Raw genomic sequence first — 17,332 nt, forward strand, 5'->3', positions numbered from 1 at the left:
CGGCGCTGCAGTCCGGCGTCGGCGTGGAGAACGCCTTGGACGGACTGCTGGAATACACCGGCGTGCGGACGGTGTTGGCGCTGGCCTGGTCCCTATGCCGCGTAGCGGCTGGGGTGGCCGTTGCGGGTGATGCCGGGCCGCAACCGCAGGGCCAGCGCCACCGCCGCCGCGCTGGCTGCGACCAGCGTGACGCCGGTCCAGCCCCAGTGCGCCAGTGCCAGGCTGCCCAGCGCGCCGCCGGCGGCCATGCCGATGAACACGCCGGTCATCAGGATGGCGTTGAGCCGGCTGCGGGCGGCCGGGTCGATGCCGTAGACGATGCTCTGGTGCGCGATCAGCGAGGTCTGGATGCCCAGGTCGAAGCCGACGGCGCTGCCTGCGATCAGCCACAGCGCGGCATGCGGCGACAGCAGCGGCAGCAACAGCATCGCGGCGAACGACACCATCGTCAGCCCTGCGCCCAGGCTGGCGACGGCCATCGGGCCCCGGGTGTCGGCAACGCGCCCGGCCAGTGGCGCGGCCAAGGCGCCGGCCGCACCCGCCAGGCCGAACGCGCCCGCTGCGCCCGCGCCCAGATGGAAAGGCGCGCCGTGCAGCATCACGGCCAGGGTCGACCAGAACGCGCTGAAGCCCAGGGACAGCAGGCCTTGCGCGATGGCGGCGCGGCGCAGCCCGGGATGCTGGCGCCACAACGTCGCCAGCGATCCCAGCAGCGCGCGGTAGGCCAGTTGCGTCGAGGGCACGAAACGCGGCAGGCCCCGCGAGAGCGCCACGCCGAGTGCAACGATGGTCACGGCGGCCGCCACGAACATCGCCCGCCAGCCGAACTGTTCGGCGACGAAACCGCTGACCACGCGAGACAGCAGGATGCCCAGCAACAGGCCCGTCATGACCGTGCCGACGGTCTTGCCGCGTGCCTCTGCGGGCGCCAGATGGGCGGCCGCCGGCACGATGTCTTGCGCCAGCGTGGCCGACAGGCCCACCACGAAGCTGGCCGCCAGCAGCACGCCGATGGAAGGCGACACGGCGGCTGCCAGCAGCGCCAGGCTCAGCACGGCCGCCTTGATCAGGATGATGCGTTTTCTGTCGTGGCGGTCGCCCAGCGGCGCCAGCATCAGGATGCCGAAGGCATAGCCCAGCTGCGTCAGGGTGGGAATCCAGCCCAGCGTTTCGGCGCTGGCGTGGATGTCGGCGCCCAGGACGCCCAGCATGGGCTGGCTGTAATACAGGGACGCAACCGACAGGCCGGCGCCGACGGCAAGCAGCAGGACCAGGCCGCGCGACAGGGGGGATGAGGAAGTTCGAGATGACATGATGGCTATCCGGTGGATCAGGTACGGGGCAGATTCTGGGCGCCGCACCGCGGTTTTGGTAGCCGATCCCGAGGTACATCCGTTATACGATAGACGTATGAGCACTTCCGCCCTGAACGCCGCGGCCGGCACGGACCGCCTTCTTCTGATCGAAACGTTCGTGCGCATCGTCGAGGCTGGCAGCTTGTCGGCCGCCGCCGCGCAGATGGGCGGCACGCAGCCCACTGTCAGCCGGCGGCTGCAATTGCTGGAACGCACGATGGGCGTGCGGCTGTTGCAGCGGTCCACCCACGCGATCCGGCTCACGGAAGATGGGCAGCGCTGCTATGAACGCGCAAAGGAACTGATCGCCACCTGGCAATCGTTCGAAAGCGAGGTGCGCGGCGCGGGCGATGAGCCCATCGGCACCTTGCGCGTGGTGGCGCCGCATGCGTTCGGACAGGACCAGTTCGTCGAGCCGCTGGCGAAGTACCTGCAGCAGTACCCGAACATGCGGGTGGAATGGCTGCTGCATGACCGCATGCCCGACCTGATCGCCGAGAACGTCGATTGCGCGATCCGCGTGGGGGCCGTGACGGATCCGTCGGTGATCGCCGTGAAACTGGGCCACGTCCCGCGCATCGTGATCGCTTCGCCCGACTTGCTGCAAGGCGCGCCGGTGCCGCAGCAGCCCGCCGAACTGGCGCGCCTGCCCTGGCTGGCGCTGCGCACCTTCTACCGCACCGAAGTGAGCCTCACGCATTGCAGTTCAGGCGAATCTGAACGTTTCGGCATCCAGCCCCGCCTGTCCACCGACGGCCTGCATGCGCTGCGCAAGGCCGCCGTGCTGGGGCTGGGCGTGGCGCTGGGGTCCGCCTGGGCCATGCAGGAAGACCTGGCCGCGGGCCGGCTGGTGCATCTGGCACCGCACTGGCAGGCGGATCCGCTGCCGGTGTCGCTGGTTTATGCGCCGTCGCGTTTCCAGCCGGCGCGGCTGCGCCGATTCATCGAGATCATGCGCGAACACCTGCCGGCGGAACTGGCTGGCGGTTGACGCAACCCGGGAGCCCATCGCATGCGCAATCTGGATTTCAGTTCTTGGCAGGGCCTGCTGTCGACCCTGCTTGGCCTGGCGCTGATCACGCTGATCGGGGTGGGCATCCGCTTGCTGGTGATGCAGACCATCCAGCAGCGCCGCGCGCGCGAGAACCGGCAGATCAACGAACGGTTGCGCACCTTGATCGCAGCCTACAAGACGTTGGGCGGTTCGTTCACCGGCAATCTGGCGGTGGACCCGCGGCATCTGCGCGACGTGAAACGGCAGGCCGCGGGAGAGCCGCAGGCCGGGGGCGACGCGGAACCCGATTGGCCCAGCGGCGAACGCGCGCGCCGCATGCGCGACGCGGCCGAAGCGGCGCTGTCCGACATCATCCTGCTGGGCACGGAAGCACAGGTGCGGCTGGCGGCCAAGGCGGCGGCCGATCTGGTGGCGGGGCGTCCGGTGCACACGGCCGAGCTGGTGGTGTCGCTGCGCGATTTCATCCGCCAGGTCCTGGACCTGGAGCCGGTATCCGCAACGCTTGAGATCCCCAGGCAAGGCCCCGCGCGGCCGGCTTCGACTGCGCGCGGCAAGGGCGACGGCGGCGGTGCGAAATCAGGCGGCGAAGGCGGTGGCCAGGGCGGCGGCCAAGGCGGTGGGGGCGGCCTGATGATGGGCGTGAACCTGGATCAACACCCGGACCGCCATCCCTGATTCAGGACGTCAGCCGTTTACCGCTTCATATACCAGCGTGGCCAGCGTCAGGTCTTCCAGCGCGCTGCCTACGGCCTTGAACACGGTGATCTCCTGCGCATCGCGCCGGCCCGGGCGTTGGCCCGTCGTCAGCTGGTGCAGGTCGCCCTGGATGGCTTCGCGCGTCAGCACGCCGGCCTCGAATGCGGACAGCAGGTCGCCGGACTTGGTGGGCGCTTCGTCGGTGTCCACATAGACCGTCGTGCCGTCGAAGCAGGCGGCGTCGGTCTCGCGCATTTCCGGCTTGAAGCTGCCGATCAGGTCCAGATGGGTGCCGGGGCGCAGCCAGGCGCCCTGGATCAGGGGCACGGTGGACAAGGTGGCGCAGCTGATGATGTCCGCCTGGCGCGCGGCGGCTTCCAGATCGGTCGTGGCCTGGGCGTCGAAGCCTTGGGCGCGCAAGCCTTCCGCCAGCGATTCGGCGCCCGCCGCCCGGACGTTCCACACCAGCACGCGCTGGATCGGGCGCACGGTGCGCATGGCCTGCGCGACCAGGCCGGCGATGCGGCCCGAGCCCACGATCAAGAGCGTGCTGGCGTCCTGGCGGGCCAGGTAGTCCGCGCCCAGGGCCGCGGCGCCGGCCGTGCGGTAGACGGTGACGATGTCGCCGTCCACCTGCGCGATCGGCACGCCGGTCTTGGCGCTGTACAGGTTGTAGGTGGCATGCAGGCCGGGCAGGCCCAGGTGGGTGTTCTCGGGAAAGATATTGATGATCTTCACGCCGAAATAGCCGCGGTCGCTCCAGGCCGGCATGATCAGCGAGGTGCCGTGGGCGGTGCCGGACTGGATGGCGTGGACGTGCCGCCCCGGCACCGTGGCGCCCTCGCGGAAGGCGTCGCGCAGGGCGGGGATGACGGCGTCGAAGGACAGGGCGTCCCGGGTCTGTTCCGTGTCGATGAAGCGCATGGGATCACTGCCTGAAAGGGTTCAATCAATCGAAGGGCCGCAGGCAGTCTAGCAGCGCGCCTGCGGGGCCGTCCCGAGCAGCCGCTTCCCGGCTATCAATCTTTGCGCAGGCGTCATAACACCCCGTTATCGGGTGCGCTTTCCGGCCGCGCCGGAAATTCCATAAATCCATTACGAATCAATTGCTTGCGACGTCCGCGTCGCGCCGCGTCCAAATGGCTCCATAGTGGATTTCCCTGGGTCCCCGCGGCCCGGGCGCACTGGCATTCTTCGACCACCGTAAGCCCCCGGGCGCACCAAGAGAGGTTGTTTCATGCCGAGATCCGTTCCCCCTGCCCACGCGCAGCCCGCACCGGGCGGCCGCGCCGGCGGGCCGAATCCCGCGACCGGAGGCCGCGTCGCATGATCCGGCAACTGCTCAACCGCCTCACCATTTCCTTGCCGGTCCTGCTGGGCGTGATCGTGGTGTGCTTCGTGCTGCTGCAAGTGGCGCCCGCCGATCCCGCCGCCGTCATCGCCGGCCCGACTGCCACCGCCGACGAGCTGGCGCAGGTGCGCCAGGAGCTGGGCCTGGACAAGCCGCTGCTGGTGCAGCTGACCGGCTACATGTGGCGCCTGGCGCATCTGGACCTGGGGCGCTCGATGATCTCGAACGTGCCGGTGATCGACGAGATCGGCGGCACCATCGGGGCCACGGTCGAATTGATGCTGGCCAGCGTGGTCTGGTCGATTCCGCTGGCGATCCTGCTGGGCACGCTGGCCGCCTACCGCCGCGGCAAGCTGATCGACCGCTTCGTCATGACGCTGTCTGTTGTCGGCGTGTCGTTGCCCGTGTTCTGGGTGGGCCTGCTGCTGGTCCAGCACGTGGGCGGCGCCGGGATCCTGCCCTACATCGGCCGCAACGGCCCCTTGTGGACGCTGGCCGGCCTGGAGTCCATCGCCCTGCCCGCGCTGACGCTGGGTTCGGTGCTGATCGGGCCGGTGGCGCGCATCACGCGCACCGCGGTCATCGAAACGCTCAGCGGCGACTACGTGCGCACCGCGCGCGCCAAGGGGGCGGGCGAAGGCCGCGTGGTGCTGCGCCATGCGCTGCGCAACGCCTTGCTGCCGATCGTGACGCTGGTGGGCCTGCAAGTGGGCAACCTGCTGGGCGGCGCGGTGGTGACCGAGCAGATCTATTCGTGGCCCGGCGTGGGCCGCATGGCGGTGGGCGCCATCTTCGCCGGCGACTTCCCGCTGGCCCAGGGCGCGATCCTGGTGACGGCGCTGGGCTTCATCATCATCAACCTGATCGTGGATCTGCTCTACGGCTACCTGGATCCGCGGGGACAAAAATCATGAGCGCAGGGTCGACCTCTTCCATGGGCGCATTGCCGCCCCAGGCCATGGCCACGCCGCTGGCGCGCATCGCCGAGCGGCTGCGCCGCGATCCCATCCTGCTGCTGTCGCTGCTGGCGGTGATCGCCATCGTGCTGACGGCCCTGTTCGCGCCCTGGCTGGCGCCGCACGATCCGTACGCCACCAACATGGCCATCGCGCGCAAACTGCCGGGCTGGATGTCGTCCGACGGCATCACCTATCTGCTGGGCACCGACGTGCAAGGCCGCGACATCCTTTCGCGCATCATCTACGGCATCCGCGCGACCCTGATGCTGAGCGTGCTGGCGGTGATCGGCGGTTCGGGCATCGGCGCCGTCCTGGGCATCCTGGCGGCGTATTACCGGCCGCTGGAAGGCGTGATCATGCGCGTCGTGGACGTGCTGCTGTCGTTTCCGGCCATCCTGTTCGGCCTGAGCCTGTCGGCGCTGCTGGGGCCCGGCACCTTGTCGATGGTGCTGGCGCTGGGCGTGTCGGCCATCCCGGGCATGGCGCGCATCGCGCGCGGTTCCGCCATGGTGGTGATGAAGCAGGAATACATGGAAGCCGGCCACGCCATGGGCTTCGGCAACTTCTACCTGATCACGCGCTACCTGCTGCCGAACTGCTCTTCCATGCTGATGATCTACGCGACCCTGCAGCTGGGCCACACGATCCTGCTGGGTTCGGTGCTGTCTTTCCTGGGCCTGGGCCCGCAGCCGCCGTTCGCCGAGCTGGGCAGCATGGCCGCCGACGGCCGCAAGTTCCTGCAGATCTTCCCGCACATTTCCACCATACCCACGATGACGATCTTCTTCATCGTGCTGGCCTTCAATCTGCTGGGCGACAGCCTGCGCGATGCGCTGGATCCCAAGCTGCGTTTCTGAATCGCGCCTGACCACCACAACACACCACAACGGGGAAACCACCACCATGACGCTCATCAAAGGCCTGGCCCTCGCGCCCCTGGCGCTGACCTGCCTGCTGGCTGCGCCCATGCACGCCGTCGCCCAATCCGACAAGACGGTGCTGATCCTGCGCGAGCTGGACACCGACAAGTACGATCCGCACCGCACCACCGCGCGCGGCGCGGCGGAAGTGCTGTTCATGGCCGCCGACACCATGGTGGGCCTGGACTACGACATGAAGACGCCGGTGCCGGCGCTGGCCAAGAGCTGGACGGTGTCGCCCGACGGCCTGACCTACACCTTCGCGCTGCGCGACAACGTCTCGTTTTGCAGCGGCAAGAAGATGACGGCCAAGGACGTGGTGGCCAGCTACGAGCGTTGGCTGAACCCGGAAACCAAGGGCCTCGAGCGCTGGCGCGCCGGCCCCGTCGACAGCATCACGGCGCCCGACGACGTCACCGTGGTCTACAAGCTGAAGAAGCCCTACAACGAGCTGCTGCAGCAGATGGCGCACTACATGCACTCGGTCATCAACATCGACCAGGTCAAGGAGCTGGGTCCGGACTACGGCGTGAAGGCCTTTGACGGCACGGGCCCGTACTGCTTCCAGAGCTGGTCGCCGCGCAACGAAGTGGTCTTGACGCGCCACGCCGGCTACAACTGGGGCCCGTCCATCTACAAGGACCCGACGCCCAAGGTCGACAAGATCGTCTGGAAGATCGTGCCCGAGGAAAGCACCCGCCTGACCGCGCTGCAAAGCGGACAGGCCGACCTGTCGCGCTATTTGCCGCAATGGGCCATCAAGGACTTGAAGGGCGACAAGCGCCTGTTCGTCAGCCGCGCCGATCCGTTCTACTGGACGTTCTTCCTGGGCTTCAAGATCGACAAGCCCATGTTGACCGACGTGAACGTGCGCCGCGCCATCAACCTGGCCATCAACCGCAAGGCGTTGACCGAAGCCATCACCTTCGGCGAAGCGCAGCCCGCCACCAGCATGCTGGCCACGGCCACGCCCGCCGGCAGCAACGACGCCTTCCGCTACGACCCCGCCGCCGCCAACAAGCTGCTGGACGAAGCCGGCTGGAAGAAGCAGTCGGACGGTTACCGCTACAAGGATGGCCAGAAGCTGTCGCTGCTGCACTACGGCATCACCGGCTACTGGAAAGACATCATGGAAGCCGTGCAGGGCGACATGAAGAAAGTGGGCGTGGACCTGCGCGTGCAGCTGTTCGATTCAACGTCCGCCTGGGGCAAGCTGGCCACGCAGGAATTCGATGAATTCAGCATGAGCTTCGGCTACATGAGCACGGGCGAAGCGCTCAACAGCTACTTCCTGTCCAACAGCGTGCCCACGCCCAACCGCATGAACTGGAAGGACGCCGAGACAGACCAGTGGCTGGCCGAAGGCAGCGAGGCGCTGGACGCCGCGGCCGGCGACGCCATCCTGTCCAAGGCCTTGACCAAGATCTCGGACGGCGCCGCGTGGATTCCGCTGTACCACGACTCGCTGTACCTGGTGGGCGGCCCGCGCATGAAGCCGTTCCGCGCGCACGGCATCTTCGGCGCGGCGGCCTACAAGGGCCTGGACATCGCCTTCAAGTAAGCCACGACAAGGCGGCGCGGCTCCGGCCGCGTCGCCGTTTCACCCCCTTTACGCCGTACAGAGAGCCTTCCGTGAGCGACACCAATCAAGCCCGCATCACCCATTTCAAAAACCTGTCCACGCTGGTGGCGTGGGACGCCGAACTGGGTTCGCACGTCTACATCGAAAACGCCGACCTGGTGATGCGCGGCAACACCGTCATCCACGCAGGCGCGGGCTATGCGGGGCCCGCCGACCACGTGGTGCCGGGTAGCGGCCTGATGGCGATGCCGGGCCTGGTCAACGTCCACACCCATCCGTCCTCGGAGCCCGGCAACCGCGGCTTGCTGGAAGAGCTGGGCAGCGACAAGCTGGGCCAGAGCTCGCTGTACGAATACATGCCCGTGTTCCGCATGGGCATCGAGACCGCGCAATACGCCAACCAGGTCGCCGTATCCGAAATGCTGCTGTCCGGCGTGACCACGTTCGTGGACATGTCCTTGCCGCGACCGGGCTGGGCCGACGTGGTGGCCGGCACCGGCATCCGCGGCGTGCTGGGCCCCATGTTCCGCTCCGCCGCCTGGCGCACGACCGACGGCCACTCGGTGGAATACACCTGGGACGAAGCCGGCGCCGTCAAATCGTTCGAAGCCGCGCTGGACGTGGTGGATAGCGCCATCAGCCATCCGAGCGGCCGCCTGAGCGCGATGCTGTGCCCGTCTCAGGTGGACACGTGTTCGCCGGAATTGCTGAAGGAAGCGCAGGCCGCCGCGCGCCGGCTGGGCATCCCCATGCAGATCCATGCCGCGCAAAGCGTGGTGGAATTCTCCGAGATGACGCGCCGCCACGGCCGCACGCCGATCGAATGGCTGGACGACCAGGGGCTGCTGGACCAGGACCTGATCATCGGCCACGGCATCTTCCTGAACGATCACCGCGCGCTGTACTGGCCGCATGCCGACGACTTTGGCCTGCTGCAGCGGTCGGGATCGCACGTGGCCCACTGTCCCACGGTGTTCGTGCGCCGCGGGATCGCGCTGAGCTTCCTGGGCCGCTATTTGCGCGCCGGCATCAATGTGGGCATCGGCACCGACACCTTCCCGCACAACATGCTCGATGAGATGCGCCTGGCCTGCTATGTGGCCCGGCTGCAGGCCGGTCACTTCCGCGCCGCATCCACCGAAGAAGTGTTCAACGCCGCCACGGTGAACGGCGCCAAGATGCTGGGCCGCGACGACATCGGCCGCATCGCGGTCGGCGGCAAGGCCGACTTCTCGCTGGTCGACCTGTCGCACCCGTACATGCGCCCCGGCCGCGAGCCGCTGCGCAGCCTGATCTATTCGGCCGGCGACCGCGCCATCCGCGACGTGTATGTGGACGGCGAACAGGTCGTCAAGAACGGGCAGCTGCTGACCATCGACATCGAACGCTGCATGCAGGAAGTCGAACGCGCCCAGGCGCAGACGATCGCGACGGTGTCGCAGCGCGACTACGCGGGCCGCAGCATCGACGCGATGTCGCCGCGCGTGTTCCCCAGCCGCGCGTAACGGAGAGCCGTGATGAACGAGACACTACTGGCGGTTGAAGGCCTGAGCGTGGAGTTCGGCGCCCGCGCCAAGCCGTACCGCGCGGTGAAGTCGCTGGACTTCACCATCGGCCGGGGCGAAACGGTGGCGCTGGTGGGCGAATCGGGCTCGGGAAAATCGGTGACGGCGCTGTCCATCCTGCGCCTGATCGAGCGCGCCGGCGGCCGCATTGCCACGGGCGCCGCGCGCTTCGTGCCGCGCGACGGCCGGGAAGTGGATCTCTTCAAGCTGCCCGAGTCGGACTTGCGCCGCATCCGCGGCAACGAGATCTCGATGATCTTCCAGGAGCCCATGACGTCGCTGAACCCGGTGATGACGGTGGGCGAGCAATTGGCCGAAGTCTATCTGCTGCATCAGGACATCTCGCGCGAAGAAGCGTGGACCCAGGCCGAGGCCATGCTGGTGGCCGTGAAGATGTCGGAGCCGCAGCGCCGCATGACGCAATACCCCGGCGACTTGTCCGGCGGCATGCGCCAGCGCGTGATGATCGCCATGGCCCTGGCCTGCCGCCCGCAGCTGCTGATTGCCGACGAGCCCACGACCGCGCTGGACGTCACCGTGCAGGCCGAGATCATCGACCTGATCCGGGACCTGCAGCGCGAAGTCGGCATGGCCGTGCTGTTCATCACGCACGACATGGGCGTGGTGGCCGAGATCGCCGACCGCGTGGTGGTGATGCGCCATGGCGACAAGGTCGAAGAGAACGCCACCGTGGCGCTGTTCGACGCGCCGCAGCAGCCCTACACGCGCGACCTGCTGGCCGCCGTGCCCAAACTGGGTGACGGTTCGCCCGACGAGGCCGTGGTGAAGGACCGGCCCACTGTGCTGGAAGTGACGGGCCTGGCCAAGCGTTTCCCCGTGAAAGCGGGCGCGTTCGGCAAGGTGGTGGCCAATGTGCATGCGGTCGAAGGCGTGTCGTTCACCCTGCGCGCCGGTGAAACGTTGGCGCTGGTGGGCGAATCCGGGTCGGGAAAGTCGACCACGGGCCGCCTTTTGATGAGGCTGGTGCAGCCCACGGAAGGCGCGATCCGGCTGGTGGGCCAGGACGTCACGCACATGTCGCCCGACAAAATGCGCGACATGCGCCGGCACATCCAGATGATCTTCCAGGACCCGTACGCGTCGCTGAACCCGCGCCTGCACGCGTGGGACCTGGTCAGCGAACCGCTTAAGGTCCACGGCGGATTCACGCGCGAACAGCGCCGCGAACGCGCCGCGCAACTGCTCGAGCGCGTCAACCTGCCGCGAGAATTCCTGGACCGCTACGCGCACCAGTTCTCGGGCGGGCAGCGCCAGCGCCTGTGCATCGCGCGCGCGCTGTCGGTGAACCCCAAGATCATCGTGGCCGACGAACCCGTGTCCGCGCTGGACGTGTCCGTGCAGGCGCGCGTGATCGAATTGATGAAGGAACTGCAGGCGGAGATGGGCTTGTCGTACCTGTTCATCTCGCACGACATGGCGGTGGTGGAGAAGGTCAGTCACCGTGTGGCGGTGATGGTCATGGGGCAGATCGTCGAGATCGGACCCACGCAGGAAGTGCTGCACCGGCCGCGCCATCCGTACACGCAGCGCCTGCTGTCGGCGGTGCCGATCCCCGACCCGGCGCGCCGTCATCAACGCACCGTGCGCGCCGCGCGCGACATCCCCAGCCCCATCCGCAAAGTGGGCGACAACCCGCAGGTGCCCCAGCTGGTGCAGGTTGCCGCGGGGCATTTCGTGCAACAGGCGGCATGATGGGTTGCGCGCGGCGGGCGGCAGGGTTCTTGCCCGACGCCCTGCGCGCTGCACCCATCCCAGGGCAGACGTACCCGTCTTCTAGCGGCTGAACAGCCGTCCCGCCGCCATCGCCACGGCGGCTTGCGTCGGTTCCACTACCGGCAGCCCGCAAGCGTCTTCGAGCCGGTCGCGCAGGTCGGCCATGCCGGCGCATCCCATGATCAGCACATCGGCGCCATGCGCGTCGCGCAAGGTCTTGCCGACGCTCACCATGCGCGCAAACGCCAGGTCGGCGTTGGCCAGGTCGCTGACCTTCATATCCAGCGCCAGTTCGGCGCAAATGCGGTCGGCCACGCCCATCTGGCGGAAGTAGCGCAGGTGGCGCGGGACGGATGCGCCCGCGATGGCGATCACGCCGATGCGCGTCGCCATGCTCATGGCTGTCAGCACCGAGCACTCACCGATGCCCAGCACGGGCGCGGCCACCAGGTCGCGCAGGCCATGCAGCCCGGGGTCGCTGAAGCACGCCACGATGAAGGCGTCGGTCGCGGCCGCTTCCTGCAGGAACAGCTGCGCCATCGGCGCGATGCTGGCGTCGGCTTCGGCCTGGGTCTGGATGCCGGCCGGCCCGCCCGTGGAGGTCAGGCAGCGGAACGTCAGCGGCAGGCGCTCGAACGGCGCGACCGCGCGGGCGATGGCGTCCGTGACCGTGGTCAGCGAGTTCGGGTTTACGAGGGTGATGCGGGCGTTGGGCACGATTGAGTAGAATCCCTGCAAAAGAGGCGGACACGCGCAGTGCGCGCAGCGCCCAGGTCAAGAGGAAAGAAAAGCAGCATGTCGGAATTACCCGGGAAGGTCCGGTCTGGCCCGTTGAACCTGCGGCAGATCGAGGTGTTTCACGCCATCATGATCACGGGTTCGCTCAGCGCCGCAGGGCGGCTGCTGCATGTGACCCAGCCCGCCATCAGCCGGGTGCTGGCGTCGATAGAACTGCGCTTGGGTTATGCGTTGTTTGAACGGTTCAAGGGCCGCCTGCATCCCACCAAGGAAGCGCGCAAACTTTTCCAGGAAGTGGAATCCATTCAGGCGGGCGTCAACCGGCTGAACGATATGGCGGCTGGCCTGGCGGGCCACGGCGGCGGCCTGGTCAGCGTGGTGTCCAGTCCCAGCTTCGGCGAATGGCTGATTCCGGCGGCCACGGCGAAGTTCTGCGCCCGCAACCCCGGCGTGCGCATCCGTTACCGGCCGCTGGGCATGGACGCGCTGTTGCCCCAGTTGCTGCTGGGGCACGCGGACATCGCGATTTCCACGTTCAAGCCCGAACACCCCAACCTGATCACCAGCGAGCTCGCGCAGGGCGAGATCGTCTGCGTGCTGCCGGCCGGCCACCGGCTGGCGCGCGAGGCCGTCATCGAACCGGCGATGCTGGCCGGCGAGATGCTGGTGGGCTACGGGCGCGACACGCCGCTGGGCGAAACCTTGTTCAACTATCTGGAGCCGCTGGGACAGGCGGTCACTCCCGCCATCGAGGTGCGTTCGTCCCAGACGGCATGCTCGTTCGTGCGCCAGGGCGTCGGTGTGGCCCTGGTGGACTCGTACGGCCTGACGGATGCGCTGATGCACGGCATCGTGGTGCGTCGTATCGAGCCAGCGATTGCGTTGTCGGTGCACGTGTCCCATTCCCGGATCGAACCTCCGCCATCCATCGCCAAGGCGTTCCTGACCCAGTTTTCCCAGATCGTCAAAAAAGAATTGCCTGCGATGACGCAGGCAATCATCAGCCGGGCTTAGACCACTTCCGGCACGGGCAGCGGTTCGCCGGCGCCGGTGCGTTCGGTGATCAGCTTGTAGTGGTGCGGGCTGCGGTGCTTGGCGAAGTTGAAGACGTGGTCGCGGAAGGTCTGGCCCATGCCCAGGTCGATCTTCGCGGTGATCACTTCGTCTTCCTCGCCGCTGGAACGCGCCACGATCTCGCCGGACGGCGCCACGATCATCGAACTGCCGATCATGTGGTGGCCGTCTTCATGGCCGCACTTGGCGGCGGCGCCGACCCACACCGCGTTCTGATAGGCGCTGGCCTGCAGCACGATCTCGTGCGTGGTGGTGCGCCAGTGCGCGGGCTCGTCCCAGTGGATGTTCAACGACGGCGTGTTGTAGCCCAGCACGATCAGTTCGGCGCTTTGCAGCGACATGACGCGATACGTTTCGGGCCAGCGGCGGTCGTTGCACAGGCACATGCCGATCTTGACGTCGTTGGTGTCCCACACGCCGAAGCCCAGGTCGCCCACTTCGAAGAACTTCTTCTCCAGATGCTGGAACGGCGCGTCGACCTTGTGGTCCGAGTGGCCGGGCAGGTGGATCTTGCGGTATTTGCCGATGATCTTGGCGCTGCGGTCCACCAGGATGGCCGTGTTGAACTGGCGGCCTTCCGGGGTCAGTTCGGCGTATCCCAGATAGAAGCCGATGCCCAGTTCGCGTGCCGTGTCGAACAGCGGCTGCACGTCGGCGTTCGGCATGGTCTTTTCGAAGTAGCGGTCCACGGCTTCCGCGTCTTCCATCCAGTAGCGCGGGAAGAACGTCGTCAGCGCCAGTTCCGGGAACACGACGAATTCCGCCTTGCGGGCGGCGGCCTCGCGCATCATCTCGACCAGGCGGCGCACGACCACCGCGCGGGTGTCGGCCAGGTTCACGGCGCCCATCTGGGCGACCGCCAGGCCCATTTTGCGGGAGGGGGTTGCGTTGCTCACGATATCAATCTCCAGGTGTTCTTATCGAACGGGGTTCAGGTGCAAGGCGCCGCGGATCACGGCTCGATCACGTTCGGGAAAATCTTGCGCAGCAAGGCGGCGCGCGGCGAGATCTCGCGCGTTTTCTGCAGCGGGGCGGGCAGGCCGCGGGCGATGAAGCGGCCGCGGCCGCGCGCGGCCTGCAGCGCGCCGTCCTCGACGATGACTTCGCCCCGGCTCACCACCGTGGTGGGCCAACCGGTGACCTGGCGGCCTTCGTAGGGCGTGTAGCCGACGTTGTCGTGCAGCGTGGCGGCCGACAGCGTCACGACGCGTTCGGGATCCCAGATGGCGATGTCGGCGTCCGCGCCCACGCAAATCGTGCCCTTCTTCGGGTACAGGCCGTACATGCGGGCGTGGTTGGTGGACGTCAGCGCCACGAACTGCTGCAGCGTCAGGCGGCCGCTGCGCACGCCTTCCGAGAACAGCAGCGGCATGCGCACTTCCAGGCCGGGCAGGCCATTGGCGATCTGCTTGAACGTGGTGGCGTCGCCCGCGGGCAGCTTGCCGGATTCGTCGTAGCGATACGGCGCGTGGTCGGACGACAGCAGCGCCAGCGTTCCGCTGTCCAGGCTTTGCCACAGCGCCTGTTGCGACACCGGGTCGCGCGGCGGCGGACTGCAGCAGAACTTGGCGCCTTCAACGCCGGGGATGTCGATGTCTTCGGCGGTCAGCAGCAGGTAATGCGGGCAAGTCTCCCCATAAACGGGGGCGCCCAGCGTCTGTGCGGCGTGGATGGCCTGCGCGCCGCCCTGCGTGGACACGTGCACGATCAGCACCGGCACCTCCAGCACGGACGCCAGGCTGATGGCACGCTGCGTGGCTTCGTTTTCCGCGATGGGGTCGTGGCTGACCGCATGGTATTTCGGCGCGGTGTGGCCGGCGGCCAGCAGATGGCGCGCGATCCAGCTGATCACGTCGTTGTTTTCGGCGTGCACCATGGGCAACGCGCCCTCGCGCGCGGCGATCGCAAACACGTCCAGCAGCTGCTTGTCGTCCAGCTTGAGCTTGTCGTAGGTCATGAAGACCTTGAACGACGTGATGCCGGCGCGGATCAGCTCGGGCAAGTCGTGGTTCAACGTCTGCGGCGTGGGGTCCGAGATGATCAGGTGATAGCTGAAGTCGATGACCGATTTCGCGGCGGCGGACGCGGCGTACTCGTCGGCCACCTGGCGCAGCGATTGGCCGCGGTGCTGCGCGGCGAACGGCACGATGGTGGTGTTGCCGCCATGGGCCGCGGACACGGAGGCGCTGTACCAGTCGTCGGCGCACAGCACGCCCATGCTCGAGAGCTGTTCGATGTGGCAATGGCTGTCGATGCCGCCCGGCATCACCAGGCGGCCGGTCGCGTCGATGGCGCGCTTGCCTGCGGGAAGGCGGGTGGAGATGGCCGCGATGACGCCGTCGACGATGCCGATGTCGCCAATGAAATCGGCATCCGCGGTGACGATGCGGCCGTTGTGCAGAGTCAGGTCGAAGTCGGTCATGGGTGTCTGGACGCAAGGGTTGCATGCCGCGAGGCGCCTGGGCGGCGGGCGCGGCTGAAGGTGCAAGCATGCATGCGCTGGCGGAAAACCGATACCGCGCGACGGCGCGCCGCGGCAGGCGGCGGCGCCCGCGGGAATTTCCGCTAAGACACTGATTGGATTGAGGATTCAGGCAGGGGCGGCATCGGCGCCCGACCCCACGCATAACGCTGGATCATGGACGCTATGCAAACTTTTATATCGGGTTTCCCCGTGCTTCGACGTGGCTCGCGCCGGGCGGCTGCCGTCTCAGAACGCTTTGAACGTCTTCAGGTGGATGCTGGTCTCGGTGGCCGAGATGCCCTTGAGCGTGCGCAGCCGGTCCAGCACTTCGGACAACTGTTCGATGGTGGGCACGCGCAATTCGGCCAGCAGGTCCCAGCGGCCGTTGGTGTCGTGCAGGCCGGCCACGCTGGGTTCGCCCATCAGCAGGTTCACGATCTTGCGGGTCTCATGGCCTTCGACGGCGATGCTCATCCAGGCCACGATGTCTTCGGTTTCGACTTCGGGGCGCAGCCGAACGGTGTAGCCGACGATGATGCCCCGCTCTTCCAGCTTGCGGATGCGGTTGTCGATGGTGCCGCGCGAGACATCCAGCTTCTTCGCCAGCGTGGCGACAGACAGGCGGGCATTGGCGCGCAACAGGCCCAGCAAGCTTTGATCTAGCGTATCCATTGTGAGAAATGCTAATTGTGACTGTCGTAATGCCAGAATCTTAGCGTTTCGTGTTGAATGTTGTCACTATGAATTGGTTCGGCCGTCCGCCAGAATTTCTGTTCCATAACTCGGGGAGAAAATTTTGACGACACTGCTGACGACTTCGGACGTAGCCAATATCGTGGCCTTGCAAGGCCCGCGCAAGGTCTTCACCGACCTGCTGGACTATGTGCTGGCCGACTTTCTGCGATGGCAGGAATTCGACAAATGCGCACGCGTAGCCAGCCATTCCGCCACCGGCGTCATCGAACTGATGCCCACTGCCGACAACGAGCTCTACAGCTTCAAGTTCGTGAACGGCCACCCGGATAACCCGCAGGCGGGCTTGTCCACCGTGATGGCTTTCGGCGCCCTGGCGCAAGTCAGCACGGGCGAACCGCTGCTGATCAGCGAACTGACCCTGACCACCGCCCTGCGCACCGCCGTGACCTCGGCCTTGGCTGCGCGCGCCCTGGCCCGCCCGGATTCGCGCACCATGGCGCTGATCGGCAACGGCGCCCAAGCCGAATTCCAGGCGCTGGCCTTCCACTACGTGCTGGGCATCGACACGCTGCATGTCTATGACGTGGACCCGGACGCCACCCGCAAGCTGGAAAGCAATCTGGCTACCGTGGCGCCCGACTTGCGCATCGTGCGTTTTGCAGGCACGTCCGAGGCCGTCAAGGGCGTGGACATCGTTACCACGGTCACGGCTGACAAGGCCTACGCCACCATCCTGACCGCCGACATGGTCGAGCCGGGCATGCACATCAATGCGTTGGGCGGCGACTGCCCGGGCAAGACGGAGCTGCATGCCGACGTGTTGCGCATGGGCCCGGTCTTCGTGGAGTACGAGCCGCAGACGCGGATCGAGGGCGACTTGCAGCAGATGCCGGCTGATTTCGCCGTGACGGAACTGTGGCGCGTCCTGACGGGCCAGAGCGGCGGCCGCCAAAGCGCCGCGGAAGTGACCATTTTCGACTCGGTGGGTTTCGCGCTGGAAGATTTCTCGGCCCTGCGTTGGTTGCGCGACAGCGCGGCCCGGCACGGCGTGGGCACCCGCATCGAAGTGGCGCCGCAACTGCAGGACCCCAAGAACCTGTTCAACGTGGTGCGCACGGCCCGTAGCGGGCAGTCCGTCCTGGCGCAGGGCTAGGCTCGCGCGGTTTTCGCAAAAAAAAGACGC

The 17,332-nt window shown here is 67.1% G+C and carries 15 protein-coding genes; 9 read left to right on the plus strand and 6 right to left on the minus strand.

All coding sequences use genetic code 11. From position 1 onward, the window contains the following. Positions 1 to 92 precede the first annotated feature (92 nt). A complete protein-coding gene (locus tag ACO6D5_RS12605; protein WP_315528585.1) occupies positions 93 to 1,313 on the minus strand; it encodes an MFS transporter in 1,221 nt (406 codons plus the stop codon). A gap of 97 nt (positions 1,314 to 1,410) precedes the next feature. Between ACO6D5_RS12605 and ACO6D5_RS12610 the strand changes: the two genes are divergently transcribed. Both ACO6D5_RS12610 and ACO6D5_RS12615 read left to right on the plus strand, forming a co-directional pair. Continuing rightward, positions 1,411 to 2,346 carry a LysR family transcriptional regulator gene (locus ACO6D5_RS12610; protein WP_485825563.1) on the plus strand — a complete coding sequence of 312 codons (936 nt, stop codon included), beginning with the start codon at positions 1,411 to 1,413 and terminating at the stop codon, positions 2,344 to 2,346. Positions 2,347 to 2,367: 21 nt separating this feature from the next. Next, complete coding sequence (locus ACO6D5_RS12615; protein WP_315528588.1) at positions 2,368 to 3,045, plus strand: hypothetical protein; 678 nt, start codon at positions 2,368 to 2,370, stop codon at positions 3,043 to 3,045. Between the two features lie 9 nt (positions 3,046 to 3,054). Here ACO6D5_RS12615 and lhpI read toward each other — a convergent pair whose 3' ends face one another. After that, entirely contained in the window at positions 3,055 to 3,990 is a 936-nt protein-coding gene (gene lhpI / locus ACO6D5_RS12620) for a bifunctional Delta(1)-pyrroline-2-carboxylate/Delta(1)-piperideine-2-carboxylate reductase (protein ID WP_485825564.1), read from the minus strand. 402 nt (positions 3,991 to 4,392) lie between these two features. Here lhpI and ACO6D5_RS12625 point away from each other — a divergent pair, with 402 nt between their 5' ends. From ACO6D5_RS12625 to ACO6D5_RS12645, 5 genes are all read left to right on the plus strand, one after another. Beyond that, complete coding sequence (locus tag ACO6D5_RS12625; RefSeq protein WP_315528591.1) at positions 4,393 to 5,331, plus strand: ABC transporter permease; 939 nt, start codon at positions 4,393 to 4,395, stop codon at positions 5,329 to 5,331. Next, positions 5,328 to 6,233, plus strand: a complete 906-nt coding sequence (locus tag ACO6D5_RS12630) for an ABC transporter permease (RefSeq protein WP_234704841.1) — start codon at positions 5,328 to 5,330, stop codon at positions 6,231 to 6,233. Before ACO6D5_RS12625 ends, ACO6D5_RS12630 begins: the two co-directional genes overlap by 4 nt. A gap of 46 nt (positions 6,234 to 6,279) precedes the next feature. Further along, positions 6,280 to 7,857 (plus strand): ABC transporter substrate-binding protein, encoded by a 1,578-nt coding sequence (locus ACO6D5_RS12635; RefSeq protein WP_485825565.1) that lies wholly within the window; start codon positions 6,280 to 6,282, stop codon positions 7,855 to 7,857. 71 nt (positions 7,858 to 7,928) lie between these two features. Further along, complete coding sequence (locus tag ACO6D5_RS12640) at positions 7,929 to 9,383, plus strand: amidohydrolase family protein (protein WP_315528596.1); 1,455 nt, start codon at positions 7,929 to 7,931, stop codon at positions 9,381 to 9,383. A gap of 12 nt (positions 9,384 to 9,395) precedes the next feature. Further along, positions 9,396 to 11,156, plus strand: coding sequence for an ABC transporter ATP-binding protein (locus ACO6D5_RS12645; RefSeq protein WP_485825566.1), 1,761 nt, complete (start codon positions 9,396 to 9,398; stop codon positions 11,154 to 11,156). 81 nt (positions 11,157 to 11,237) lie between these two features. Here the strand turns inward: ACO6D5_RS12645 and ACO6D5_RS12650 are convergent, their stop codons facing one another. Further along, the gene (locus tag ACO6D5_RS12650; RefSeq protein ID WP_485825567.1) at positions 11,238 to 11,894 is read right to left on the minus strand and encodes an aspartate/glutamate racemase family protein; all 657 of its coding nucleotides are present in this window, start codon (positions 11,892 to 11,894) and stop codon (positions 11,238 to 11,240) included. A gap of 78 nt (positions 11,895 to 11,972) precedes the next feature. On the opposite strand from ACO6D5_RS12650, the gene ACO6D5_RS12655 reads away from it, so the two are divergent. Next, positions 11,973 to 12,929, plus strand: a complete 957-nt coding sequence (locus ACO6D5_RS12655) for a LysR substrate-binding domain-containing protein (RefSeq protein WP_315528602.1) — start codon at positions 11,973 to 11,975, stop codon at positions 12,927 to 12,929. On the opposite strand, the gene ACO6D5_RS12660 is transcribed toward ACO6D5_RS12655, so the two are convergent. From ACO6D5_RS12660 to ACO6D5_RS12670, 3 genes are all read right to left on the minus strand, one after another. Further along, positions 12,926 to 13,858 (minus strand): N-carbamoyl-D-amino-acid hydrolase, encoded by a 933-nt coding sequence (locus tag ACO6D5_RS12660; protein WP_006226762.1) that lies wholly within the window; start codon positions 13,856 to 13,858, stop codon positions 12,926 to 12,928. The two genes, ACO6D5_RS12655 and ACO6D5_RS12660, sit on opposite strands and share 4 nt — an antisense overlap. An 83-nt stretch (positions 13,859 to 13,941) precedes the next feature. After that, complete coding sequence (gene hydA / locus ACO6D5_RS12665) at positions 13,942 to 15,411, minus strand: dihydropyrimidinase (protein ID WP_485825568.1); 1,470 nt, start codon at positions 15,409 to 15,411, stop codon at positions 13,942 to 13,944. A gap of 288 nt (positions 15,412 to 15,699) precedes the next feature. Further along, the gene (locus ACO6D5_RS12670) at positions 15,700 to 16,125 is read right to left on the minus strand and encodes an Lrp/AsnC family transcriptional regulator (RefSeq protein WP_006226764.1); all 426 of its coding nucleotides are present in this window, start codon (positions 16,123 to 16,125) and stop codon (positions 15,700 to 15,702) included. 124 nt (positions 16,126 to 16,249) lie between these two features. Here ACO6D5_RS12670 and ACO6D5_RS12675 point away from each other — a divergent pair, with 124 nt between their 5' ends. Continuing rightward, positions 16,250 to 17,302: an ornithine cyclodeaminase gene (locus tag ACO6D5_RS12675; RefSeq protein ID WP_485825569.1), complete on the plus strand. Its 1,053-nt coding sequence runs from the start codon at positions 16,250 to 16,252 to the stop codon at positions 17,300 to 17,302. The last annotated feature ends 30 nt before the right edge of the window (positions 17,303 to 17,332 follow it).

The organism is Achromobacter sp., assembly GCF_057314935.1.